We start from the raw sequence: 24,868 nt of genomic DNA, 5'->3' as shown, positions 1-24,868 counted from the left end.
CGATAACTGAAACCATGACCTGCCAGGTCAAGCCGACATGACCTGGCACGTCATTGAGCGCATGACCCGACCGGCGAAAGATGGCGCCACCTTCTGCCCAGGAGTTCCATCATGTTCCGTCGTCAGTTTCTTGGCCTCGCCGCAGGCACCGTCGCCGGGGGCCTGTTTGCCTCGTTCGCACGCCCCGCCCTGGCGCTGGCATCGGCAAGCGCCGCCCAGCCCTACGATGCCCTGGCGCACCACGCGGCCCGCCGCTACGTACGCACGCCACAAGGCAACATTGCCTACGTCGAACGCGGCCAGGGTCCGGCCGCCCTTTTCCTGCACGGATTCCCGCTCAACAGCTTCCAATGGCGTGATGCGCTGGCGCGTCTGTCGCCGTATCGACGCTGCATTGCGCCGGACTGGCTTGGCCTCGGCTATACGCAGGTAGCCGCGGGCCAGCCCGTGACGCCCGCCGCCCAGGTCGACATGCTCGCCGCCCTGCTCGATCGTCTGGACGTCCAAACGGTCGACGTGGTTGCCAATGACAGCGGCGGCGCTGTCGCGCAAATGTTTGCCACACGCTTTCCCCAGCGAGTGCGCACCTTGCTGCTCACCAATTGCGACGTGGAGGAAGATTGCCCTCCGCCCGCCGTACTGCCCGTGATCGAACTCGCGCGCAAGGGTCGCTACGCCGAGGAGTGGCTGGTGCCGTGGGTGGCCGACAAGGACCTTGCACGATCGGACAAGGGGCTAGGCGGGCTGACCTTCACCTTTCCCGACAAGCTCGCCGACGAGACCATCGACATGTATCTCGCACCACTCGTGGCGTCGCCGGCCCGCAAGCAACTGACCGACGCGTATGCGATGGGCCTGGCGCCCAATCCGATGACGGGCGTCGATGCAAAGCTGCGCTCACTGCAGGTGCCGACGCGCATCCTTTGGGGGACCGGCGATGACATCTTCGCCGCGGACAGCCCGAAGCATCTGGATCGCGTCCTGCCCAAATCGCGCGGCGTGCGTTACATCCATGGTGCGAAGCTGTTCTTCCCGGAAGAGTTCCCGGACATCATCGCCGAAGAGGCAAGGCGATTGTGGGGCGTCTGACAGCGCGCATCACTGCACGCCCAGGCCCTCGATACCCGTGATGGCGTGGCCGTCGAAGCCGGCCAGATCAGCAAAGTGGCGGCCGCGATCGGCGTAGTCGTGGAACTGGTCGAAGCTGGGGGCACCCGGCGAGAGCAGAATGCAGCCTGACAGCGGCGTGATATCGCGCGCGAGGGTGACGGCTTCGTCCAAAGTGGATCGCAGTTCGACGCGCGCCTGTACCTTCGCAGCCAACAAGGCCTCGGCAATGCGAGGGCCATTGGCACCGCTGCACACGATGGCGTGCGGCGGTGACACCAGAACGCCGTCAACGAATGCCGACCAGTCCAGCCCGCGATCATGGCCGCCCACGAGTACCGTCACGTCGCGACCCTTCAGGCTGTCCAGTGCGGCCAGGGTGGCCAGGGGGGTGGTGCTGATCGAATCGTTGATCCAGTCGAAACCGTCGTGCGAGCCCAGTGGTTGCAGACGATGCGGCAGCGGTCGGAAGGTCGAAAGCGCGGGCACGGCGGCGCGTGCGTCGTAGCCCATGGCCTCCAGCGACGCCAGCGCGGCACAGGCATTGAGAGCGTTGTGCTGCCCCGGTACCGAGAGCGCGCTCACCGCCACGATGCGCTCGCTGCCACGGTAAATGGCCCCATCCTGGACATGCCAGCCGGAAGGCGTACCAAAGAGCTCGCGCTGCGGATGCTGCGCCGTGCGTTCCAGCAGCGCCGACTGCCATCCATTGACCAGAAGGCGGCGCGACACATCGGCCAGCTTGAGCTTGTCCGACACATAACGCTCGCGCGAGCCGTGCCAGTCGAGATGTTCCTCGTAAAGACTGGTGATCACGCCCAGGTCCACCGGACCGGCTTCGCCCGTCTGGAAACTCGACAGCTCGATGCACCACAGCTCCGCCTGGGCGTCGAGCAGTTCGAGCAACGGCATCCCGATGTTGCCGGCCAGCGCCGTGCGCACGCCCAGTGAACGCGCAAGATGAGCCAGCAACGCCGTCGTCGTGCTCTTGCCTTTCGTACCCGTGATGGCGATGACGCGGGCTTTCGGATGTTCGCCAAACCAAAGGGCGGTGCCGGAGGTGACCTGCGCGCCGGCTTCAAGTGCTGCCAGCAAGGCCGGCTTGTAGGCCGACACGCCCGGCGATTTCACCACTATGTCGAATGCACTCAGCTCTGCTGCGTCCGGCTCGTGCCCTGCGACTGTGAGCGCAGCATCGAATGCGTGCGCGGCATCGTTTTCATCAGCGGCGCAGAAAAGCGTCATGGCAAGGCCCGGCAGTCGCTGGCGCAAGCTTGCGATAGCGAGCCGTCCTTCGCGGCCAAAGCCCCAGATGGCGACCCGTTTACCGGCCAGATCCGCGATGCGCATGCCTCAACGATCCTTAGTCGAAGAACGCCAGCGCCGACAGCAGGCGCGCGGGAATACGCTGTTCCGGCGACGGCTTGAGCCACGGCTCGAGCGACAACTCCGCCGGATCCAGCTGCGGCAGGATCTCGTGGCGGAAGCGTGCGATCAGCGTGTCTTCCTGCCATTCGGAACGCTGGCTCAGCGCATACATCGCGGCGCGTGCCTCGGCACCCTCGCCGACGCATTCGAAAGGCTTGTGGTCCTGGTACTCCAGCAGCGCGTCGAAACCTGCCGCCTGATTCTCGTCGTCAAGCAAGTTGCGCCCGAAGATCTGCAGCACGCGCGGCTTGCTCAGGAACGGCGCCAGCGCGAGGAAGACGAAATGGCACTTCGGGCACTGACCGCACCAGCGATCGGCCGGCTTCGGACCCAGGATGCGGAAGTTGCGATTGCAGCTGGAGAAGGCGTCGAAGTACTGCGTGAGTTTGGAGAACGTGCGCGTGATGGCCAGCTCGGAGAACGGTCGCAGCAGCGAGCAGTAATCCAGGTCGGCGGCCACGTGCGCATGCAGCCAGTCGCTGAGCAACTGCTCGAAGGCGTAGCCCTTGCTCCACTGATGATTCACGGCCTGCCCGTCGTATTCGAGCGTGGCGGCCGAGGCCGAGCGCTCGTTGGCAAAGGCGATGCTGTCGTAACCGTAGATCAGCGCAGCCACCACCAGGATCGCGGAGTTCACCGCTGTCACCGGGATGTGGCCGTTCCAGGCACCCACGCGATTGAGATCGAACAACTGCGGCGCCAACTCGCGCTTGATGTTGAGCGTCGGCAAGCCCGTGCGCTCGGCACACGCGGCGATCAACTCGGAGTTGCCCACCCACACGGCCGTCGCTTCGCCACCGATGGACTTGATCGCCTCCACCGCTACCAGCGAATCCTTGCCACCGCCGATGGGCACGAGCGTGCGCTTGGGCAAGCTCAACGCATGCGGCTTCGCCACCGGCGCGCCGCCACGCGGGAAGTTGATGCGGCCACGCAGGTCCAGCCCGTTGCGATAGGCAAACTCAGCCAGGCCGTGCAGGTAAAGCGCATCGAGCAGATCGGCCGTGCCGTCATCCAGCGGACCAGCGACTACTTCGATCCTCGGCGGCACGCCGGCCTTGTAGTAACTGACGCCCGCGACCAGGTGCAGCAGCTTGAGCGCGCGCTCGAATGCCTGCTGGTACGGCGGCGCAATCGCCGGTGCGTTCGGGAACGTCACGCGCTCGACCAGCTCCTCGCCATGATCGAACGCGTACACCAGCTCGGCCACGCCATCGGCATAGCTGCAGCGCACGAAGCGGAAAGCCTGGGTCATGCGGGGTTGGATGCTGGTGCTCACTCGTCTGCTCCGTCACGGCACCTTGCCATGGTCGCATGGCGGAAAGCTGCCTTGAATCTGTCTTGCGGGGGCTTGTATCGCCAGGCATTGCCCAGGCACGCCCCGCGGAAACGGCCTTCTCCCAACCAGGGGAGAAGGCATCTTGCCTGCGTCTCGCACCCCGGCCTGGCGGGCCGGGGTGCGGTGGACATCAGCCGAGGATGATCTCCTCGGCGTCGTCGCGCATGTTGTACGGCGAGGACATCACCTTGCCGTAGGCACCGGCCTGGGCAATAAGCATGACGTCACCTTCCAGCGGTTCCGGCAGGCGGCGGTCCGAGCCGAGCACGTCGCCGCTTTCGCAGATCGGGCCCACTACCTGGAACAGGCCATCAGCCGGCTCGTCCAGACGGGTCAGGTTGACGATCTCGTGCCACGCTTCGTACAGCGCCGGGCGGATGAGGCTGTTCATGCCGGTATCCACGCCGAGATATCGCCAGCTGCCCTTGCCCTTCTGCTGCGTGACCGAGGTCAGCAGCACGCCGGCATCGGCGACCAGATAGCGACCAGGCTCCATCCACAGTTTGTAGTGCGGATAGGCGGCTTTGACGCCCCGAAGGACGCGATCCAGCGCCGCGATATCCAGACGCGCTTCGCCCGGATGCGACGGCACGCCGAGGCCACCGCCGATATCCAGGTATTCCACGCTGCCGATGCGCTCGGCGATGCTGGCCAGCTGGCCGTACACCTCACCCCAATGGCTGTCGTCGAGAATGCCCGAGCCCAGGTGCGCGTGCAGGCCGCGCACGGTGACGCCGTGTGCGTCCGCCAGACGGAGGAAGGTATCGAGCAGCTCGACGGGCAAGCCGAACTTGCTGCCGCTACCGCCCGTGCGCACCTTTTCGTGGTGACCCAGGCCGCGACCGAGATCGAGGCGCAGCACAATCTCGCGGCCGCGGAACGTCTCACCCCAATGCTCCAGCGGGTAGAGCGAATCCAGCGACACCGTTGCACGCGTGGTCAGGGCCCAGGCGTAGTCTTCGTGCGGCGCGAAGTTCGGCGTGAACAACAGCGGGCACGATTCGGGCACCGCGGCCATCACGGCCTTCATTTCGCCGGGCGAGACGCATTCGAAGCCAAACCCCTCCTCGGCGAGTGCCTTGAGGATGGCCGGATGCGTATTGGCCTTCACCGCGTAATGCAGGCGATCCACCGCACCAAGCGTTTTCAGATCACGCGCCTGCTGACGCACGGTCGGCAGGTTGTAGACGTAACGCGGTGTGCCCTTTGCGGCGATGGCCAGCAATTCGTCGCGACGCTCCGAACGCCACCACGACGCAGCCGGAACGATCGCTTCGCCGGTGCCATACAGCGTTTGCCAGCTCGGACCGAACAAGGCGCTGTCATCGGTGCGCAAAGCCCCCGCGGCGATCAGCAGCTCATGCAGATGCGGCAGCAGGTCGTCGACGACGTTCTCGTCCACCACGAAGGTGAGGTTGAGGTTGTTGGACGACTGCGAGATCAGGTGCACGCGCAGCTGACCAAATTCCGCCAGCACGCCCGACAGCGTATGCAGCATCGAACGCATGCCACGACCGACCAGCGTGATCGCCGCGCACGGCGCGATCACCTTGACGCGACACACCTTCGCCAGATCGCTGGCAAGCGCCGCAATGGCGTCGGAATCGAGCAGGTTTTCCGTGGGATCCAGCGACACGGTGACGTTCGTCTCTGCCGAACCGATGAGGTCCACCGACAAGCCATGCTGCTTGAACTGCGCAAACACGTCGGCAAGAAAACCGACCTGCTGCCACATGCCCACCGACTCCATCGACACCAGCGTCAGCCCCTTGCGGGCACTGATCGCCTTGACGCTCGGCGCATGCTCGCGCACTTCCGGGCCGATGACGGTGCCTTCGAGTTCCGGACGATTGGTGTCCTTGATGAGCATCGGCACGCGCGGTTCGCGCAGCGGCGAAAGGCAACGCGGATGCAGCACCTTGGCACCGGTCGAAGCGATTTCCTGGGCTTCTTCGTAGTCCAGTCGCTGCAGCAGGCGGGCACCGGTGACCTGGCGCGGATTGGCGGTGAACATGCCGGCCACGTCCGTCCAGATTTCCACGCGCTGCGCTTTCAGCAACGCACCAAAGTACGACGCCGACGTATCCGAACCACCGCGACCGAGCAGCACGGTGCGACCGTGTTCTTCACGCGCGATGAAGCCCTGCGTGATGAAAACGTCGCCCTGCTGCGCGAGGCGCGCATTCAACGACGGATCCGGCTTGGCCTCGACCATCGCCGAGAGCAACTTGGTGCGCTCGTTCTGGTTGGGCAGCGCCACGGCGGCGAGGCATTCGCGCGCGTCGACCCACTGCGTGGTGAGGCCGCTGTGCGTGAGGAACGCCGCGCCCAGCGTGCTGCTGAGCAGCTCGCCATGCGCCTGCACCAGCGCCGACCACGCAAGCTCGCCCAGTACGGACGGGCCCTGCTCGGCAAGGATCGCGAGTTCGCCCAGGCGGGCGTCGAGGTTTGCCGGAACCGCCAGCTGCATGTGATCGAGCAGGTCATAGTGACGCTGAGCGATCGCCTTGGCAGCCTCGATACGTTTGCCCTTGTCTTCCTGTGCGCACATTTGTTTGAGTGCGTCGGTGATGCCGGAGAGTGCCGAAACGACAACAAGCACGCGGGCGCCTTCGGCGCGGCGGCTGGCTACCAGCTCCAGAATGTTCTGCCAGCGCGGCAGGGTGGCGACACTGGTGCCGCCAAACTTCATCACGATCCAGGATGCGTCGGCAGGAAGCGACGCGGGGCTTTGCGGGTTCACGGATACCTTCGACAGGTGGTTGGGGAAGACAATCGGGTGAGTGTTGCGCCGCAGCAGGCGGATTGCAACGGGCATTCGAGCGCCGGCACCCGCTGAAACAGGTGCCGGCACATCACGAAGGGAAAAGGCTGGCGGTCAGACGGACGTCCGCGCCAGCCGGGGCAGCCATCAGGCAACGACCACGGGGATCTTGCCGATGCGGGCCTGCCATTCCTTCGGGCCGGTCTGGTGCACCGAGGTGCCGGCCGAGTCGACGGCCACAGTGACCGGCATGTCCTTCACTTCGAATTCGTAGATGGCTTCCATGCCCAGGTCGGCGAAACCGACGACGCGGCTGGCCTTGATGGCCTTGGACACCAGGTAGGCGGCACCGCCCACGGCCATCAGGTACACGGACTGGTGTTTCTTGATGGCCTCGATGGCGGCCGGGCCACGCTCGGCCTTGCCCACCATGCCCAGCAGGCCGGTCTGGGCCAGCACCTGCTCGGTGAACTTGTCCATGCGGGTGGCCGTGGTCGGGCCGGCAGGGCCGACGACCTCGTCGCGCACCGGATCGACCGGGCCAACGTAGTAGATGAAGCGACCCTTGAAGTCGACCGGCAGCGGCTCGCCCTTGTTGAGCATGTCGACCATGCGCTTGTGCGCGGCATCGCGGCCGGTGAGCAGCTTGCCGTTGAGCAGCAGCACTTCGCCCGGCTTCCAGCTGGCGACGTCGGCCGGCGTGACGGTATCCAGATCCACGCGACGGCCCTTGGAGGCGTCATAGGTGAGCTTGGGCCAGTCTTCCAGCGACGGCGGATCGAGCATGACGGGGCCGGAGCCGTCGAGGGTGAAATGCGCATGGCGGGTGGCCGCGCAATTCGGAATCATCGCCACCGGGAGGTTGGCCGCGTGGGTCGGATAATCCTTGACCTTGATGTCGAGGACGGTGGTCAGGCCACCCAGGCCCTGCGCGCCGATACCCAGCGCGTTGACCTTCTCGTACAGCTCCAGGCGCAGCTCTTCGGCGCGATTGCTCGGGCCGCGGGCGATCAGGTCCTGGATGTCGATGGGCTCCATCAACGATTCCTTGGCCAGCAGCATGGCCTTCTCGGCCGTACCGCCGATACCGATGCCCAGCATGCCCGGCGGGCACCAGCCGGCGCCCATGGTCGGCACGGTCTTGAGCACCCAGTCGACGATGGAGTCGGACGGGTTGAGCATGGCGAACTTGGACTTCGCTTCCGAGCCGCCGCCCTTGGCCGCGACGATGACCTCGACCGTGTCGCCGGGCACGATCGAGACATTGATCACCGCCGGGGTGTTGTCTTTCGTGTTCTGGCGCTTGCCGGCCGGATCGGCCAGCACGCTGGCGCGCAGCTTGTTGTCCGGATGGTTGTAGGCGCGACGGACGCCCTCGTTGACCATGTCTTCGAGCGACATGGTGGCGTCCCAGCGGACGTTCATGCCGACTTCGAGGAAGACCGTGACGATGCCGGTGTCCTGGCACAGCGGGCGATGGCCTTCGGCCGCCATGCGTGAGTTGATGAGGATCTGAGCCATCGCGTCCTTGGCGGCCGGTGACTCCTCGCGCTCATAGGCGGCGGCGAGGTTCTTGATGTAGTCGACCGGGTGGTAGTAGCTGATGTACTGCAGGGCGTCGGCGACGGACTGGATCAGATCGTCTTGCTTGATGGTGGTCATTGGCGGCAGCTTGGACTGGATGGAAACCCACGCCACGGACCATCTGTTCGCGGCGCACAACCGGTCTATTGTGCCGCAAGCCGGTCTCAACCTGAAAAACGGGCCTTCACGACGCCCTCCCCGCCCCGCTGAAACGGCCCAGCCAAGCCATTCCCGGCTATCGCAAGAACTTGCTCGCGAACCGCGCTACCGTCCGCCAACCGGCGCGCGGATCTTCAGGGGGTACCGCCCTCCGGTTTTGGGGAATGATTTGAGATCACACGGTTTGTTGACTCGCTTGACGGCCTGGCCGGAAGCGGGACAGCGACGTAGCAGTCCGCCGCTGCCACACCTCCTGCGCCAGAGTCTCCATCCACGGAGGAACTCTCATGCTTGCGAAGTTGCATCGTACGGCCCTTGCAGCATCCCTGACGCTGATGCTCAGCACCGTATCCACGTTCGCTTTCGCCGCGAACGACATCAAGCCCGCCACCGACCTCGGCACGGCCGATAACGCCAAGACGGTGAACGTCCTGCTGGTACTCAAGCTGCGTAACCAGCCCGACCTCGAGGATTACATCCAGCAGACGATCACGCCCGGAAGTCGCAACTACCATCAGTTCCTCACCACCGCACAATTCGCGAGCAAGTACGGCGCCACGGACGCGCAGATCGCCCAGGTACAGTCGTTCCTCAAGCAGCAGGGCCTGACTGGCACCGTGCTCGATAACAAGATGGCCATCCGCGCGAGCGGCACGCTGGCTCAGTTCAGTACCGCCTTCAAAACCCCCATCCATACCTTCGTATCACCGGATACCGGTCGCCGCTATCACAAGCCGACCCAGGATCTGGTGCTGCCGGTGAACATCTCCGGCAGCGTGCTTGGCGCCACGGGCCTCAACACCGAACGGAAGTACATCTCGCATCGCATGCAATCACCCAAGGCCGCGCAACCGCAGCCGCAGATGAACGCGATGGCACGCGCGGCGACGGCACCTGCTGCCAAACCGAGTGGCAACCCCACTGCGACAGGCGTGCCGGGTGAGTACACGGTCGGCGACGTCGCCAACCTGTACAACATCAACCCGCTGTACAACCGCGGCGTGACCGGCAAGGGCTCGACGCTCGCTATCGTCACCCTGTCGAACTTCTATCCGCAGGACGCGTACGACTACTGGAACGGCATTGGCCTGGCCACCAAGCCCAATCGCATCACGCAGATCCATGTCGACGGCGGTGGCGCCTTCGATGACGGCAGCGGCGAAACCTCGCTCGACGTCGAACAGTCCGGCGGCCTGGCACCGTTTGCCGATGTGCTGGTCTATGACGCACCCAATGCCGGCGACAGCTTCACCAATGCCTTCATGCAGGCGGTGGTGGACAACAAGGCCGACACGATCTCCACCAGCTGGGGTCTGCCGGAGATCTACAACTTCGCGGCGCTCAATGTGGACGGTGCCCCCGTCAACGACACCACGGATGTCGGCGATCTCCAGATCTGGCACCAGATCCTGATGGAAGCGGCCGTACAGGGTCAGTCGGCGTTCGCGGCGAGCGGTGACTCCGGCGCCTACGACACCGTGCGCGGCCTCGGCTATGGCACGACGCCCGGCACGTTCAATGCGCCGCTGACCGTCGATTCACCCGCCTCCGATCCGTACATGACCGCGGCCGGCGGCACCACCGTGCCCTTCAGCTACGCGTTCCGCACCGGTCCGACCGAGTCGATCAAGAAGGAGCGCGTCTGGGCCTGGGATTACATCCAGGATTACTTCGACAAGTACGTCGGCAAGGGCACGCTCGATCTGTTCTCGGTCGGCGGTGGCGGTGGCGTGAGCGTGTACTGGCGCACCCCGCTGTATCAGCTGTTCACCCAGGGCATCAAGACCAGCGAGAAGAAGCAGACGCTGGCCTTCAACACCAGCTCCGGGCCGGAAGTGTTGCTGCAGCTGCCCGGCGGGTTCTATGGCCGCAATGTGCCTGACATCTCGCTCAATGCCGATCCGGAAACCGGCTACATCGTGGTGTCCACCGTCGACGGCGGCGTGATCACCGGCTACGGCGGCACCAGCTTCGTCGCCCCGCAGCTCAACGGCATCAGCGCGTTGCTGAGGCAGAGCACCGGCCACCGCGTCGGCTTCTGGAATCCGCAGGTCTATTTCCTGCAGAACATCTTCAGCTATGGCAGCTGGTCCGGCTTCGGTGACATCAAGGACGGCGACAACTGGTTCTACAAGGGCAAGCAGGGTTATGACCAGGGTTCGGGCATCGGCACGTTGAACGTGGCGAATCTCGACGCGTATCTGCGCGCTGGGCTCTGATCCGGCTTGAAGCATGAGGCGCCGGCTCCCTGTAGGGGGCCGGCGCTTTCTTTGAGTCAGGAAGAAACGTGGAATATCCCGAAAAGGCGACCGGCGATGTCCTGATGTCGGAACGCACCGAAACCTGAGGGCCCTACGGCACGCGCCGGCTGGCCCACTGGCACGGCATCGCCCCACCCTTTCCGGCCCTCACCGGCCACTCTTGCCCGATCCGCCGCGACCCGCCATTCTGGCCGTCAACTTCACGCGGCGACCACATCCATGAGTGACACCCCCAATCCCAGCGGCTACGTCCGGCGCCTGAGCCTGTGGGACGCAGCCATGATCGTGGTGGGCGGCATCATTGGTGGCGGCATCTTCCTCAACCCCGGCATTGCCGCGCAGCGCACCGGGTCGGGTCTGACGCTGTTGATGATGTGGGTCGGCGCGGGCCTGCTCACGCTGATCGGCGCCCTGTGTTACGCGGAGCTGGGCGCGCGCCGGCCCCACGCGGGCGGCAGCTATGTTTACCTGCGCGAAGCCTTCGGCTCACTCGCCGGCTTCCTGTTCGGCTGGACCATGTTGCTGGTGATCTACTCGGGCTCAAGCGCGGCGGTGGCGACGATCTTTGCCAGCTACGCCACGTCCGTGTTCGGCCTGCCCAAGGACATGATTGCGCCGCTTGCCGCCGGCGCACTGATCTTCGTCGCTGGCATAAACCTGTTTGGCCTTCGACTCGGCGCGCAGATCCAGAATCTGTTTACCCTGCTGAAACTGCTGGCCGTCGCCGTGCTCGTGGTGTGCGGATTGTTTCTTGCCGGCGCCGGACAGACGGGCGTGCTGGCGGCAGATCCGGCGCGCGCGGACGTGGGCTTCATGGGCGCCGCCTTGCCGGTGCTGTTCGCGTATTCGGGCTTCACCTACCTCAACAATCTCGCCGGCGAGGTGCGCGATCCGCAGCGGACGCTGCCGCGTGCCCTCTTCGTGGGCATGTTGCTGGTCATCGCCGTCTACGCGCTGGTCAATGTCGCCTACCTGGCCGTGCTCGGCCATGACGGCCTGGCCAACAGCACCACGCCCGCTGCTGACGTCATGAGCCGCGTCTTCGGGCCCATCGGCGGCAAGGTCATCGCCATCGGCATCGCCATCTCCACGCTCGGCTTCTGCAACATCACCCTGGTCGCCGGCGCACGCGTGCTGCAGGTGATGGGCGAGGATGGCCTGTTCTTCCGCAGCGTGGCGCTGCTGCACGCCAAACACCGGACGCCCAACGTCGCGCTGATCCTGCTCTCGGGCTGGGCGGTGGTGCTGGCGGTCTCCGGCAGCTACGGCCAGTTGCTCGATTACGCTACCTTCGGCGACTGGCTGGCCTGCGCGCTCGGTGTCGCCACGCTGTTCTGGTATCGCCGGCGCCAGGGTGCGTCGGCCAGCTTCCGCGTGCCGGGCTATCCGCTGCTGCCGTTGATCTTCGTTGGCGTGGTCGCCTGGGTCGTCGTTGAAACGATGCTCAGCAATCCCGTCAACGCGGGCATGGGCCTGCTGATCATGGCCGCGGGCGCGCCGGTGTACTTCATCTGGCGGCGTTTCTTCCCGGTGACCCAGCCGGCGCCCTGAGGGTCCGGAATCGCGGCGTCGAAGGCGCGTGAAGCCGCGCCCTGCATGAACCGCCGCCCAGCCGGCGCTCCCATCGCGGGGGCCGGCAATGCCACAATGCGCGGATACGCACGGAGAGTTTCCCCATGGCGCAAGCCCAGGGCCTGGATGTCACCCCGGCCAACAAAATCACGCCAGAGAAGATTCGCGAAGGCATCGACGTCGAGATCAACGGGCGCGCCTTCCGGCACACCGGCGATCCGGAGATGCCCTTGCTGTGGTATCTGCGCGACGTCCTTCGCCTGACGGGCACCAAGTTCAGTGGCGAACACGGCCTGGGTGGCGCGGACCTTGTCCTGGTGAACAACAAGCTCGTCGCCGCCGTCACGGTTGCCGTGAAGACGCTGCAGGGCAAGAAGGTCACCACCGTCGAGGGCCTGGCGGCCCCCGACGGCAAGCTGCATCCGCTGCAGCAGGCCTTTGTCGACGAAGACGCCATCGGCTGCGGCTACTGCACCCCGGGCTGGCTGATGGCGTCGGTGGATCTGCTCAACCGCCATCCGCAACCCAATGACAACGACATCGACCAGCTCCCCAACCTGTGTCGCTGCGGTTGCCAGACGCGCGTGCGCCGCGCCATCAAGCGCGCTGCGATGGCCATCGCCGGAGGCAAGGCATGAGCGCGCACCGTCACGATGATCCCGCGCTGCCGTCGCGCCGCCAGTTCCTGAAAATCCTTACCTGCGCTACCGGTGCCCTGATTGTCGGCGTGCCGCTCGTCGCCCGTGCGGGGGAACCGCCCGTCCCGGCAGCCCTCCTGGGCGATGCCCTGTACGGCCTGGGCGCGTACGTTCGGATCGATCCCGATGGCAGCATCCTGATCGGTGCGCGCGACCCGGACACCGGCACGGGCACGTCCACGGCCCTCCCCCGCATCATCGCCGACGAACTGGATGCCGACTGGACGCGCGTGAGCGTGGTCCAGCTGGGCCTTGGTGTCGAAAATGGCAATGGCGAGGCGCGCTGGACCTACGGCCACCAGTTGGGTGGCATGGGTGATTCGATCCCCGCCGCGTGGGCGGATCTGCGTCAGGCCGGTGCGCTGGCGCGCTGGCTGCTGATGCAGGCGGCCGCACGCCGGCTCGGCATTCAGGCCGACCGCCTGCGCACCCAGTCGAGCATGGTCATCGCGCCCGACGGTCGCCGCTTCGATTATGGCTCCCTCGCCGAGGCTGCTTCGAAAGTCGCCCCGCCCACCACGACGGTGGGCCTGAAAGCACCTGATCGATTCACGCTCATCGGCCAGCCTGCGGGCGACGTCGACGCGCGCGGCATGGTGACGGGCCAAACACAGTTCGCCGTGGATCACTTTTATGGCGACGCCCTGGTCGCCGTGCTGCTGCGCTGCCCGTGGAACGATGGCAGCGTCGCGAGCAAGGATTTCAAGGACGCCGAAGCCATCAAGGGCGTCGTCAAGGTCGTCGAGCTCAAGCCTGAAGCGGGTGTCCTGCCGGGCCAGACCGTGCAGGCGCCGTCCATCGCGGTCATCGCCGAAAACACCTGGGCCGCGCTGCAAGGCCGCGACAAACTCAAGGTGGAATGGAAGCCTGGCGCCAGCGGCTCGGAAAGCAGTGCCGTCCTGGAGCAACAGGCGTTCGATGCGCTCAACGCCAAGGATTTTGCGCCCACCACGCGCGTGCGCAACGACGGCGATGTCGATGCCGAAGCGAAGAAAGCCGCGCGGCGCGTCGATGCCAGTTACGTGCAGCCGTGGCTGGCGCATGCCACGTCCGAACCGATGAACTGCCTTGCCCGCGTCGACAAGGAGCGCGCCACCCTCGTGGTGCCGACCCAGGCACCGCAACAGGCTTGGTCCGTTGTGCAGCGCCTGACCGGCTTCAAGCCGGATCAGATCGATATCCGCGTACCGCGCGTCGGTGGCGGTTACGGGCGTCGCCTCGATCATGACTTCGTTGCCGAGGCCGTGATGCTGGCCCAGTTGGTGGAGAAGCCCGTGCGCGTGCTGTGGACGCGCGAGGACGATCTCGGCCACGACTTCTACCGCTCCGGCTGCGTGCACAAGCTCAACGCCACGCTCGACCGCAAGCGCAACATCGTCACCTGGAACCAGCGCATGGCGAGCGCCTCGTCGCTGGCGCAGCGCCAGACGCCGCAGGACAAGCTCTGGACGTCTGAAGTGGACGTCAACCAGCTGCCCGCCGGCCTTGTACCGAACTACCGCAGCGACTGGTATGCGCAGCAATCGTTGCTAGCGCGCGGCCCGCATCGCGGCATGCCGTACGTCAACAATGCGTTCGCGGTCGAGAGCTTCATCGATGAAATCGCGCATGCGTTGAAGGAAAATCCGCTCGACACGCGCCTGCGCCTGCTCGGCGAGGCTCGCCAGGTGGCACTGCAGGGTGGTGGCCAGCTTGATACCGGCCGACTCATCAACGTGCTCAAGCTGGTGGCCGATCGCATCGAGTGGAAGAACTGGCTGCGCACCGTCAATGGACTGGGCATCGCCTGCTGGCATGTCAACGGTGCGTACGTCGCGCATGCGATCGAAACGTCACTTGCTGCCGATAAGCTCAACATCGAGCGCGTGGTGTGCGCCGTCGACGTCGGTCGCGTCATCAATCCTACCGGCCTGGAAGGCCAGGTCGCAGGAGCGACGCTGGACGCGCTGGGTGCTGCGATGAACCTCGCGGTTACATTCAGGGATGGCCAGCCGCAGCAGCATTCGCTTAAGGATTATCCGCTGGCGAGCATGGCCCAGCTTCCCGACAGCGTGGAAGTGATCACCGTGCAGGACGATCGACCACCCACGGGCGCCAGCTTCCTGGCCATGCCCAGCGCGGCACCGGCACTGGCCAATGCCGTGTTCCGCGTGAGTGCGGTACGCGTGCGTCGATTGCCGTTGATGCGCGAGCTGCTGCGCCTGCTCTGACGCGTTGCGCGAGGGCCTCGCGCAACGCGTTTCCCATCAGAACTTATCGCTGGCCGGTACCCACGACGTGGGTACCGTGCTGGATTTCGCGGGTGCCGCGGGTGACGGGCGACCTGCGGGCAAGGTGTCGTTGATACAACCTGGCGGCAGCGGGCCGCCGGAAACGCGTGCGGTCGCGCATGCCGCGGCGTTGTCGAGCTTCACAGGCGATGCCGCCGCGGTGCTACTGCCCGGCGCAGGCGGGACCAGCGGATTGCTCGGCGCCATCGTCATGCGTTCATAGACCTTCTCGTCCACGGGCTTGGGCGGCGGATTGCCGTCACCGCAACCGAACAGCGCGACGGGCAGCAGCGGCATGATCACGCACTCCACGCGTACGCCACGCGGGAGATGGAAGGTGTGGCGAACGGTGGTCTTTTCGACCGCGCGCCGCAAAGCCGTATCGATCGAGCTTTCGCCTTCGGGGGTCCAGTCCTTCTCGAAACGCGTTGCCTTGTAGCCGATGTTCGGCGTGCCGTGGGACATCACTTCAGTGTTGCCGCGCGGAACCAGCTGAACGTAGGTGCCGTTGACACCACCGTTTTCGCTGCCCGCGCCGGCACCTGCGCCTGCACCAGGATTGGCGCCCTTGCCCCCACCGGGCGGCAGCGACAGATTCAGTCCACCGGGCTTGCCATTGTTTGCCGTCGATCGTTCGCTGCCGTTGGGCTGGCCCGGCGTGCCGGTCTCGCTGCCCTGCGGCGTGGCGTTGGGCGCGCTGCTCTTGCCTTCGCCGGGCTGCTTGCTTGCTTCGGCGGCGTTGGCCGTAGCGTTGGCGCTGGACGCGCTGGCCTGGCTCGATGCTTCGCTCGGCGCCGAGGCCTGCGACTTCGACGGCTCGGCATTCGCGCTGGCGGGTTCGGGGGTGATCTGGGGACGTTCGAGTGTCGGCTTCTGGTCGAGTGCGATCGACTTGGGCGCGGCGGTCTCGAGCTTGGGCGCCTGCGGCTTCTCCATGCTCGGCTGGACCTGCTCGGGCAACGGCACGGCTTCGAGCTCTGCCTCGGCGACGGTGATCGATGGCGCCTGCACGGTCTGTTTTTCGCGCGGCACGATGGCCGTCGTCGTGGAGGTCGGTGCCTGGACGTTCACCGCCGGTGCCGCATCCGCCGGCAGCGGAACCGCCGCCAGCTCGGGCTCCGGCGGCGCCGACACCACATCCGCACGGGTGATCTGCGGCAGGCTCGCCACGGTCGGCTTGGGCACGGCCTTTTCCATCGCCATGGTCGGCGCTTCGACCGTGGGCGCCGACTGCGGCGGCACTTCCGGCATCGCCAGCGAGGCTGGCGGCGTGACCGGAGCGGTGCCTTCGAGCTGCGGTTTGCGGATGGGTTCCGGCTGGAACTTCGGCGGCACCGGCTGCGGGACCGGCGGCGTCGGCAAGCTGACCTGCGGTGGCTCGACGGAGGTGGGCACCGGCGCCATCTCCGGAGCGGGCGCCGGCTTGGGCACGGTCACCGTGGGCTTGGGGGCGGCGGCGATTTGCGGCTTCTCCGCGGCCGGCTTCGCCTTGACCACGATCACCGGGGTTTCCAGCGCAGGCACCGGTACCGGAGCCAGATCGGCGTCGGTGCGTGCGGACGCCGCGTTGGTGCGCGTCACGCGGCGAGCCGTCGGGTTGCTGCTGCCGCGATGCACCGGCCCCACTTCCTTGGGCGGCGTACCCCGCACCGGCGGTTGTGGCGGCGGCTCTTCCGGCTTCTTTTCGATCAGCCGCACGACCATCGGCGGCACGTTCTCTTCTTCGTGCTCATCCAGCTCATAGGCGGGGCCGAGGATCACGCCGATCAGAAAGATCAGGTGGATGAAGAAGGTGCCGACCAGGCCGAGGATGCGCAGCCAGCGCTCGCGCTTCGTGTCACGTCCGCGCTGCCGCCGATAGATAGTCGCCAACTGCGCCGCCTCGCGCGGCGAGGGCAGCCACACAGTCGTTCGGGGTGTGCGGGTCGGTTCCGTGGGCGGCTGTGGCATGCGCGAAGTGTAGCGGGCTAACCGCGCCCAAAGGCTACTGCCCGGCCCTAAGGCTTATTCCGAGACATGGCCGCACACTGGATGCCATGCAAGTCACCGCCCGACAGCGGCCTTTTCCTGCAGCTCTGCGTCGACCGAGCGATTGGGCGTGTCCACCGGACAGCCGTGCGGCAGGGGTTGGTTGGCCCGATAGATGGCGATGCATTCATCCACGCCTGGCGGCTCAGGTGGGGGCTCGCCCGGAGCGGCCAGCGCCGCGGTCGGCGCCATGCTGAGCCGTTCGTCGCCGACTTTGGCCGACGCCCTGGATGGTGGATCCGCAGCACCACAACCGCCGGCCAGCGCAGCGAACGAGATGCCGCACTTGATGCGCACGCCCGGCGCCACGTGGAAGGTGTGCGTGACCGAGGTCTTTTCCACGGCCTTGCGCAAGGCGCTGTCGAAGAGGTTGTCGCTTTTCTCCCAGTGCTTTTCGAAGCGGGTTTCCTTATAGGTGATGGTGGTTTTGTGCTGCATGACCCCGGCATCGCCCTGGGGTCCGTTCTGCACGTAGCCGGGCGCATTGCCCGCGGCAGCGGATCCTGGCAGGAGCGGCTGCCCGTTCGCGTCGAAGAGCAGTGGCTGCGGCGCCACGGTCGCCGCACTCGCCGGCAAGCTCACTGTCATCGCGTTGGGGGATGGCGCTTCACGCACCGGCCTGGGTCGGGGCGGTGGAGGTGGTGCAGGCGGCGCCAACGGCGCGGGAGGGGGTGGCGCCGACGCGGTTTCAGCGCGAGGAATCAGACGCACCTGCAACGCTTCGGTGCGATGCGTCGTAACAGTCTCTTCACCCGGGCGCGGCTGCATCTCCCACCAGGTACCGGCGACGAACAGCAGGTGCAGCAGCAGAGCGAGCACCCAGCCAGCCCACGAACGACCGCGCTCGCGCAACGGGTGGCGCCAGCGAAGCTGGTGGAGCATCGCAAGCGTGGGACCATCGATGGGCTGCAAGCCCCGGTGACGGTCGGTTTCAGCAGGCGGTTGCCAACGATGCGGGTCGGTGGGCTCCAGGCGTTCGATGATGCGTCCCTGTGAATGACGTGTAGGAGATGTCACGCGATCTTCCCGATCGCGACGGCAGTTCTTCAGACAAAACCTACACACCGAGGTTCCCTCGCCCCGCAGTGCAACTTGACCCGCGCCCCGGATCGCTCAAAGCTGGAGGAACGGCGCCCCGCGCCGCTCCCGCCATGACCGCCCCCGCGTTCCGACGCCCGGACGACCATGACGGCCCGCCATGGTCAGTCGCTATGCGCGACGCGTGCGGCGCCGCAGGTCGACGTCAGCACGACTCGCGCCTTCGAAGGGAGGGTCGCATCGTGTCGTACAACACGGAAAACATCCGCAATATCGCGCTCGCCGGACACGCCGGCACGGGCAAGACCACGCTGTTCGAAGCCCTGCTGCACGCAGGGGGCACCATCCAGACCGAAGGCTCCATCGAGCGCGGCACCACGCAGTCGGATACCGACGCGCAAGAGAAAGAACGCGGCCATTCCATCGACAGCTGCATCGCGAGCATCGATCGCGCCGGCTGCCATATCAATCTCATCGACACGGCCGGCTACGCGGATTTTCGCGGCGGCACGCTATCAGCACTCGCCGCGGTGGAAACCGTCGCCATCGTGGTCAGCGCTGGCAACGGCATTGAACATGGCACGCGCCGGATGATGGAGCATGCGCGCGAGCGCGGCCTGGCACGCATTCTGGTGGTCAACAAGATCGACAGCGACGCCAACAAGCTGCGCGCACTAGTTGATGCCCTGCGCGATGAGTTCGGCACGGAGTGTCTTCCCGTGAACCTGCCTGCGCAGGACGGCAAGCATGTGCTCGACTGCTTTTTCCATCGCGATGGCGCAACCGACTTTTCCTCACTCGAGGAGGCGCACCAGCGCATCATCGATCAGGTGGTCGAGATCAACGAGTCAGTGATGGGCACGTACCTCGATGCGGGCGAGTCATCACTGTCTCCGCAGCAATTGCATGACGCGTTCGAGCAATGCCTGCGCGAAGGTCACCTGGTGCCGATCTGTTTCGTCAGTGCGCGCACAGGCGTCGGCGTGCAGGAATGGCTCGATATCGCCGACAAGCTGCTGCCCAATCCTTCGGAAGGCAACGCCCCGCCCTTCCTCGACACCGACGGCGACCGTGTGATCGCCACGCCCGACCCGACCCTGCATGCCATCGCCGATGTGTTCAAGATCGTCAACGACCCCTTCGTCGGCAAGCTGGGCATTTTCCGCGTTTGGCAAGGCACGATCCGGCGCGACTCGCAGCTGTTCATCGACGACAGTCGCAAGGCCTTCAAGGTCGGCCATCTGTTCCGGGTGAATGCGAAGCAACACGTGGAGATCGATCACGCCATCCCCGGCGACATCGCCGCCATCGCCAAGGTCGAGGAGATCCATTTCGACGCGGTGCTGCACGATTCGCACGATGAGGACCGCATCCACCTGGCGCCGATGCATTTCCCGCAACCCATGTTCGGGCTGGCGCTCGAGCCCAGGCACAAGGGGCAGGAACAGAAGCTGTCCCAGGCCTTGCTGCGCCTGGCCGAAGAAGATCCGTGCTTTCGCGTTGAACACCACAAGGAACTCAACGAGACCGTCATTCGCGGCCTGTCCGAATTGCACCTGAAAGTGATGCTCGAACGCATGAGGGAGCGCTACGGCGTCGAAGTCGTGACGCATCCGCCACGCATCGCGTATCGCGAAACGATTGCCGGCAAGGCCGAAGGCCATCACCGTCACAAGAAGCAGACCGGCGGCGCGGGCCAGTTCGGCGAGGTGTTTTTGCGCGTCGAACCGCTGGAGCGCGGCACCGGCTTCGAGTTCGTCGACGAAGTGAAGGGTGGCGTCATTCCCAATCAGTTCCTTCCGGCCATCGAGAAGGGCGTCCGGCAGGCCATGGAGCACGGTGCGGTCGCCGGATATCCCCTGCAGGACCTGCGCGTCACTGTCTATGACGGCAAATACCATCCGGTTGATTCCAAGGAAGTGGCCTTCATCAGTGCCGGCAAGAAAGCGTTCCTCGACGCCATCGGCAAGGCCAGACCCGTCGTGCTCGAGCCCATCGTCGACGTCGAAGTGGCCATTCCCGAAGCCAACGTCGGCGATGTCACCGGCGGCCTCGCCGGCAAGCGCGCGCGGATCATGGGCACGGACACCCATCGCGGCGGTGAACTGGTGATCAAGGCGCAGGCGCCACTGGCCGAGCTCACCGACTATCCCACGGAGCTCAAGGCGATGACGGGCGGGCGCGGGCGCTACAGCCTCGACCTGAGTCATTACGAGCCGGTGCCCCCACCGGTTCAGAAGCAGCTGAGCGAGGCGTGGAAACCAAAGGTGGAAGACGATTGACCAAGGCACACTTGAGTCGCCGGTCCGGATCGCCATCTCAATCAACGTAGCCGCATCAAGGAGTCCACCATGAGTCGGGCCTTCGTCAAGGACGCCGACGAGAATGCCGACGGCAAACTGCCGGACATTCCGCTGAGCGAACATCCCAATTATGTGACGCCCCACGGGCTGGAGCTGCTCCGTGCGCGCCTTCGCGATGTCGAGTCGCGACGCGAGGCGCTGGCGGGCGCCGAGGAAACGCTGGGACATCAGGCGGAACTGGCCGCGCTCGATCGTGACCTGCGCTGGCTCAAAGCCCGCGTATCGAGCGCGATCGAGATCGATCTCGCGCAGCAGCCGCGCGACCGCATCGCGTTCGGCGCGGAAGTGGTGACGGATTCGGATGAAGGTGAAATGCGCTACCGGATCGTCGGCGAAGACGAAGCCGACGCGGAGCACCACCTGGTGAGTTATGTCTCACCACTGGCGCGCGCCCTGATCGGCGCGCGCGTGGGTGAAGAAGTGCTCTGGCATCGTCCGGCTGGCGACCTGCGCCTTGAAGTCATGTCCTTCGACTACGGCGACGACACCTGAGACACAAGCGACTTACCTGGCCTTGGGCTTCAACATCGTGCCAATGCACTTGGGGGAGCCACAACGGCAGGCCCAGACCTTCTTCATGCGCGCGGTGTGCGGCACATCGAGCGTAATGCCGTAGTCGTAGGTGAGTTCTTCGCCGGGCTTGATGTTGCGGATGGCTTCGATCAGCACGCGATCCTTGCGCGGATTGCCGCTGTCGTTTTCCTCGATCAGGGCCTGGCAGTTCGGATCGCAGCTGTGATTGATCCAGCGCGCCGTGTTGCCCTTGCGGTTGGCGTCGATCAGGTAATCGTCGTTCAGCGTGAACAGGAAGGTGTGACCGGTTTCGCCGCCATCGCCGTAGAGGTCGTCCGCCTCTTCGTGGGTCATCAGCGTGCCCTTGTACTCGATGATCTCTTCGCCCTTCTTGATGGGCGCGGCGGCGAATACGCCGTTGCCGTGGATCGGAGAGCGGCGGGCAATGATGCGTCGGGTCATGGGGAAAGGCATGTGCAGTAAGGGAAGCCGGGGATGATGCATGGTTAGGCGTGGGATGGGAATGTTTGGGGCATGGGAAGGGTCTCTGTTCCCCAATCACATGTGCTCTAACCCGACAGGCCCACACTGCCCACCTGAAACCCATGCATGAACCCAAAATCCCGCCTCCACGCCAGACACCTCATAAAACGCACCCCGCCCCGGACTCCCCCTTCACTGTTCCCCCCGTTCACTGTTCCCCGTTCCCAAAGCCCCTTCCCCCTCCCCCCATCCTCCCGCTATATTCAAACAATCGTTTGAGAGACATTCCATGAGATCACTGCTTCGCTGTATCGCGCTCGGTGCCCTGATGATCGTCCTCGCCGCCTGCGGGCCGGCGCGCAAGAGCGTGTTCCCGCCGGCCATCAGCATCCAGGAGATGACGGTGCGGCCCGACGGCCAGTGGCAGCTCACCGTACGCATCCAGAACAACAGCTACGGCGGGATGGGCTTCAGCGCCATCGACGGCGAGCTGCGCGTGGCCGAGCTGGTGCCGGTGCGCCTGCACAGCAGCTTCGACCTCGATATCCCCGCCTTCGCCGGCGACGTGACCCAGGTCCGGATCCTTCCGACGGCCGAAATGACAGCCGCGCTGAAAGCGGCGGCCGCCAAGGGCAGCAGCGGTTCGGTGCCCTACGCCGTGTCGGGCCATGCCGTCGCCAAGCCGGAGCAGGAAGACAAGCCCCGCGATTTCCCTTTCCATGGCAATGACTGGCTCTCTCCGGTGCCAGGCATCGCCAACACCTGGCGCTGAGTCAACGCGCCGCCACCCTTTAACTCACGCAGGAACTTCGCCATGACGATCTACAAGGCCCCGCTCGACGACCAGCGCTTCGCCCTTTTCGACGTGCTGGACGCCGAATCCATCCTCACCAGGCTGCAGGGCGGCGAAGGCCATACGCGTGATCTGCTCGACGCCGTGATCGAGGAAGCCGGCCGCCTGAGCGAAGCCGTGCTCGCCCCGTTCAACGCCAGCGGCGACGAGGAAGGCTGCCATTTCGACAAGGCCACGCACACGGTGACGACGCCCAAGGGCTTCAAGGAAGCCTTCAAGGCCTTCTCCGAAGGCGGCTGGACCGGCCTGACCCAGGGTGAGGAGTTCGGTGGCCAGGGCCTGCCGAACACCATCGGCACCGCCACGACGGAAGTGTTCCAGTCGGGCAACCTGTCCTGGAGCCTCTACCCGCTGCTTTCCGAAGGCGCCTGCCACGCAATGGAGCTGCACGGCACCAAGGAGCAGCAGGACACCTACCTGAAGCCGATCGTCGAGGGTCGCTGGACCGGCACGATGTGCCTGACCGAGCCCCAGGCGGGCTCCGACCTGGGCCTGCTCAAGACGCGTGCGGAACCGGGCGACAACGGCAGCTGGAAAATCACCGGCACCAAGATCTTCATCAGCGCCGGCGAGCATGACCTGGCCGAAAACATCATCCACCTGGTGCTGGCCCGCCTGCCCGACGCACCGGCCGGCAGCCGCGGCATCTCGATGTTCATCGTGCCGAAGTTCAAGGTGAACGCCGACGGCTCGCTGGGCGAGCGCAATGCCGTTGCCGCCGGCGCCATCGAGCACAAGATGGGCCTGCGCGGCTCGGCCACCTGCGTGATGAACTTCGATGCCGCCGAGGGTTATCTGATCGGCGCGCCGCACAAGGGCCTGGCTGCGATGTTCACCATGATGAATGCCGCGCGCCTTGGCGTCGGCGTGCAGGGCCTGGCGCTGTCCGAGCGCGCGCTGCAGAACAGCGTCAACTATGCACGCGAACGCCTGCAGGGCCGTTCGCTCACCGGCGCGAAGTTCCCGGACAAGGTCGCTGACAACCTGCTGGTGCAGCCGGACGTGCGTCGCATGCTGCTGACGCAGCGCGCCATCGTCGAAGGTTCGCGCGCGCTGCTGCTGTACACCTCGCTGCAGACCGACGTCGAAGCGCGTGCGGCCGATGAAGCCGAGCGCAAGTCGGCAAGCGATCTCGTGGCCTTCCTGATTCCGATCGCCAAGGGCCTGGTCACCGAGCTGGCCCAGGAGTCGACCAAGGAAGCGCTGCAGGTGTACGGCGGTCACGGCTACATCGCCGAGAACGGCGTTGAGCAGTTCGTGCGCGATGCCCGCATCATCACCTTGTACGAAGGCACCACCGGCATCCAGGCGGCGGATCTCCTGGGTCGCAAGATCCTCCAGCTGCAGGGCGCGGGATTCAAGCTGTTCCTCAAGGAAATCCAGGCCTTCTGCCAGCAGCATGCACAGGACGCCGCACTGGCCAGCCTGATCGGCCCGCTGGCCACGCACGCCAAGGAGTGGGTGGACCTCACCTTGTCCCTTGCCCAGCGCGTGCAGGGCAACCCGGAAGAACTGGGCGCCGCGGCGAACGACTACCTGTATTACTCCGGCTACATCACGCTGGCGTACATGTGGGCACGCAGCGTGGCGGCTCTCGCCAAAAGCCCCCAGCAGGAAGCGTTCAAGCGGGCCAAGCGCGACACGGCGACGTTCTACTTCAGCCGCATCCTGCCGCGTTGCCTGATGCACAAGGCGGCCATCGAGGCCGGCGTGGACACCATCCCCGCCATCGCCTGATCGTCCTTACCGGACGCGAGCAAAAAGCCCGGCGCAAGCCGGGCTTTTTGTTGGGCGGGACTTCCCCCGGCCACGCCACCGGGTGTAGAACCCGCCTCAGGCCCCCCACCGACGTCCCAAGCGCATGAGCGACACTACGTTTCTTATCCGCCTCGCCGAAGATGACGACGATTTCATCCTCGGCCTCACGCCCCGCTTCGCCGAATTCCCGCTGCCTGCATGGCGCAAACGCGTCGAATGCATCGACGGGATTCGTCGCGACCTGGTCCGGCATCTGGATGACGAACCGGCCAACAGCTACCTGTTCGTTGCCGAAGATGAAGAGGGCGACACCGTCGGCTTTATCCATTTGCAGAAGACGCAGGACTACTTCACGGGCAAGAGCAATTGCCACGTCAACGACCTCGGCGTCGCCAAGTCGCACGAAGGCCGTGGCGTCGGGCGCGCACTGATGGATCATGCCGAGAACTGGGCACGTGAGCATCGCTGTTACCTGCTGACGCTGGCCGTCTTTCCCGGCAATGAACGCGCGCGCGAGCTCTACGAAAAGCTGGGCTACGGCACCGACCTGGTGCGCATGGCCAAGCCCGTTCGCTGAATGACGCGCAAAAAAAGGACGGCACGCATGCCGTCCTTTTTCGTCGATCCGGATCATGCGCCACGAAAACGGC

General features: G+C 65.5%; 17 protein-coding genes. 10 read left to right on the top strand and 7 right to left on the bottom strand.

Annotation, left to right across the window (positions count from 1 at the left end; translation table 11 throughout):
• Nucleotides 1-111: 111 nt before the first annotated feature.
• Nucleotides 112-1,089 carry an alpha/beta fold hydrolase gene (locus tag EYV96_RS14545; protein ID WP_131152248.1) on the top strand — a complete coding sequence of 326 codons (978 nt, stop codon included), beginning with the start codon at nt 112-114 and terminating at the stop codon, nt 1,087-1,089.
• A 9-nt stretch (nt 1,090-1,098) separates the two neighbouring features.
• On the opposite strand, the gene murD is transcribed toward EYV96_RS14545, so the two are convergent.
• The 4 genes from murD to EYV96_RS14525 form a co-directional block, all read right to left on the bottom strand.
• On the bottom strand, nt 1,099-2,457 hold the full coding sequence (gene murD, locus EYV96_RS14540; protein WP_131152247.1) for a UDP-N-acetylmuramoyl-L-alanine--D-glutamate ligase: 1,359 nt from the start codon (nt 2,455-2,457) through the stop codon (nt 1,099-1,101).
• A gap of 13 nt (nt 2,458-2,470) precedes the next feature.
• Nucleotides 2,471-3,814 carry a UDP-N-acetyl-alpha-D-muramoyl-L-alanyl-L-glutamate epimerase gene (gene murL, locus EYV96_RS14535; protein ID WP_131152246.1) on the bottom strand — a complete coding sequence of 448 codons (1,344 nt, stop codon included), beginning with the start codon at nt 3,812-3,814 and terminating at the stop codon, nt 2,471-2,473.
• A 190-nt stretch (nt 3,815-4,004) separates the two neighbouring features.
• A complete protein-coding gene (locus EYV96_RS14530; RefSeq protein ID WP_276320320.1) occupies nt 4,005-6,692 on the bottom strand; it encodes a bifunctional aspartate kinase/diaminopimelate decarboxylase in 2,688 nt (895 codons plus the stop codon).
• A gap of 93 nt (nt 6,693-6,785) precedes the next feature.
• Entirely contained in the window at nt 6,786-8,300 is a 1,515-nt protein-coding gene (locus EYV96_RS14525; protein WP_131152482.1) for a fumarate hydratase, read from the bottom strand.
• Between the two features lie 368 nt (nt 8,301-8,668).
• Here EYV96_RS14525 and EYV96_RS14520 point away from each other — a divergent pair, with 368 nt between their 5' ends.
• The 4 genes from EYV96_RS14520 (at nt 8,669) to EYV96_RS14505 (ending at nt 15,122) form a co-directional block, all read left to right on the top strand.
• Nucleotides 8,669-10,600 carry a S53 family peptidase gene (locus EYV96_RS14520; RefSeq protein WP_131152245.1) on the top strand — a complete coding sequence of 644 codons (1,932 nt, stop codon included), beginning with the start codon at nt 8,669-8,671 and terminating at the stop codon, nt 10,598-10,600.
• A gap of 261 nt (nt 10,601-10,861) precedes the next feature.
• The gene (locus EYV96_RS14515; RefSeq protein ID WP_131152244.1) at nt 10,862-12,193 is read left to right on the top strand and encodes an APC family permease; all 1,332 of its coding nucleotides are present in this window, start codon (nt 10,862-10,864) and stop codon (nt 12,191-12,193) included.
• A gap of 125 nt (nt 12,194-12,318) precedes the next feature.
• Nucleotides 12,319-12,852: a (2Fe-2S)-binding protein gene (locus tag EYV96_RS14510; RefSeq protein WP_131152243.1), complete on the top strand. Its 534-nt coding sequence runs from the start codon at nt 12,319-12,321 to the stop codon at nt 12,850-12,852.
• Nucleotides 12,849-15,122 (top strand): xanthine dehydrogenase family protein molybdopterin-binding subunit, encoded by a 2,274-nt coding sequence (locus tag EYV96_RS14505; RefSeq protein WP_131152242.1) that lies wholly within the window; start codon nt 12,849-12,851, stop codon nt 15,120-15,122. The genes EYV96_RS14510 and EYV96_RS14505 overlap by 4 nt, the downstream gene beginning before the upstream one ends.
• 36 nt (nt 15,123-15,158) lie before the next feature.
• On the opposite strand, the gene EYV96_RS14500 is transcribed toward EYV96_RS14505, so the two are convergent.
• Nucleotides 15,159-17,087, bottom strand: a complete 1,929-nt coding sequence (locus tag EYV96_RS14500; RefSeq protein ID WP_240732575.1) for a hypothetical protein — start codon at nt 17,085-17,087, stop codon at nt 15,159-15,161.
• A 138-nt stretch (nt 17,088-17,225) separates the two neighbouring features.
• Entirely contained in the window at nt 17,226-18,227 is a 1,002-nt protein-coding gene (locus EYV96_RS14495; protein WP_240732573.1) for a hypothetical protein, read from the bottom strand.
• A gap of 263 nt (nt 18,228-18,490) precedes the next feature.
• Here EYV96_RS14495 and fusA point away from each other — a divergent pair, with 263 nt between their 5' ends.
• Together fusA and EYV96_RS14485 are read left to right on the top strand one after the other, a co-directional pair.
• Entirely contained in the window at nt 18,491-20,530 is a 2,040-nt protein-coding gene (gene fusA, locus EYV96_RS14490) for an elongation factor G (protein WP_131152240.1), read from the top strand.
• A gap of 69 nt (nt 20,531-20,599) precedes the next feature.
• On the top strand, nt 20,600-21,103 hold the full coding sequence (locus EYV96_RS14485; RefSeq protein WP_131152239.1) for a GreA/GreB family elongation factor: 504 nt from the start codon (nt 20,600-20,602) through the stop codon (nt 21,101-21,103).
• 12 nt (nt 21,104-21,115) lie between these two features.
• On the opposite strand, the gene EYV96_RS14480 is transcribed toward EYV96_RS14485, so the two are convergent.
• Entirely contained in the window at nt 21,116-21,586 is a 471-nt protein-coding gene (locus tag EYV96_RS14480) for an SET domain-containing protein (RefSeq protein ID WP_131152238.1), read from the bottom strand.
• 310 nt (nt 21,587-21,896) lie between these two features.
• Between EYV96_RS14480 and EYV96_RS14475 the strand changes: the two genes are divergently transcribed.
• The 3 genes from EYV96_RS14475 to EYV96_RS14465 all read left to right on the top strand — a co-directional run bounded on the left by EYV96_RS14475 (nt 21,897) and on the right by EYV96_RS14465 (nt 24,795).
• Nucleotides 21,897-22,379 (top strand): hypothetical protein, encoded by a 483-nt coding sequence (locus EYV96_RS14475; RefSeq protein ID WP_131152237.1) that lies wholly within the window; start codon nt 21,897-21,899, stop codon nt 22,377-22,379.
• Nucleotides 22,380-22,421: 42 nt separating this feature from the next.
• Nucleotides 22,422-24,197 carry an acyl-CoA dehydrogenase C-terminal domain-containing protein gene (locus tag EYV96_RS14470; protein WP_131152236.1) on the top strand — a complete coding sequence of 592 codons (1,776 nt, stop codon included), beginning with the start codon at nt 22,422-22,424 and terminating at the stop codon, nt 24,195-24,197.
• 124 nt (nt 24,198-24,321) lie between these two features.
• A complete protein-coding gene (locus EYV96_RS14465; protein WP_131152235.1) occupies nt 24,322-24,795 on the top strand; it encodes a GNAT family N-acetyltransferase in 474 nt (157 codons plus the stop codon).
• Nucleotides 24,796-24,868: the final 73 nt, after the last annotated feature.

The organism is Dyella terrae (assembly GCF_004322705.1).
In the GTDB taxonomy this organism is placed as follows: domain Bacteria; phylum Pseudomonadota; class Gammaproteobacteria; order Xanthomonadales; family Rhodanobacteraceae; genus Dyella_D; species Dyella_D terrae.
The sequence above is the reverse complement of the archived record's forward strand: the minus strand, read 5'-3'. Positions and strand labels throughout refer to the sequence as shown.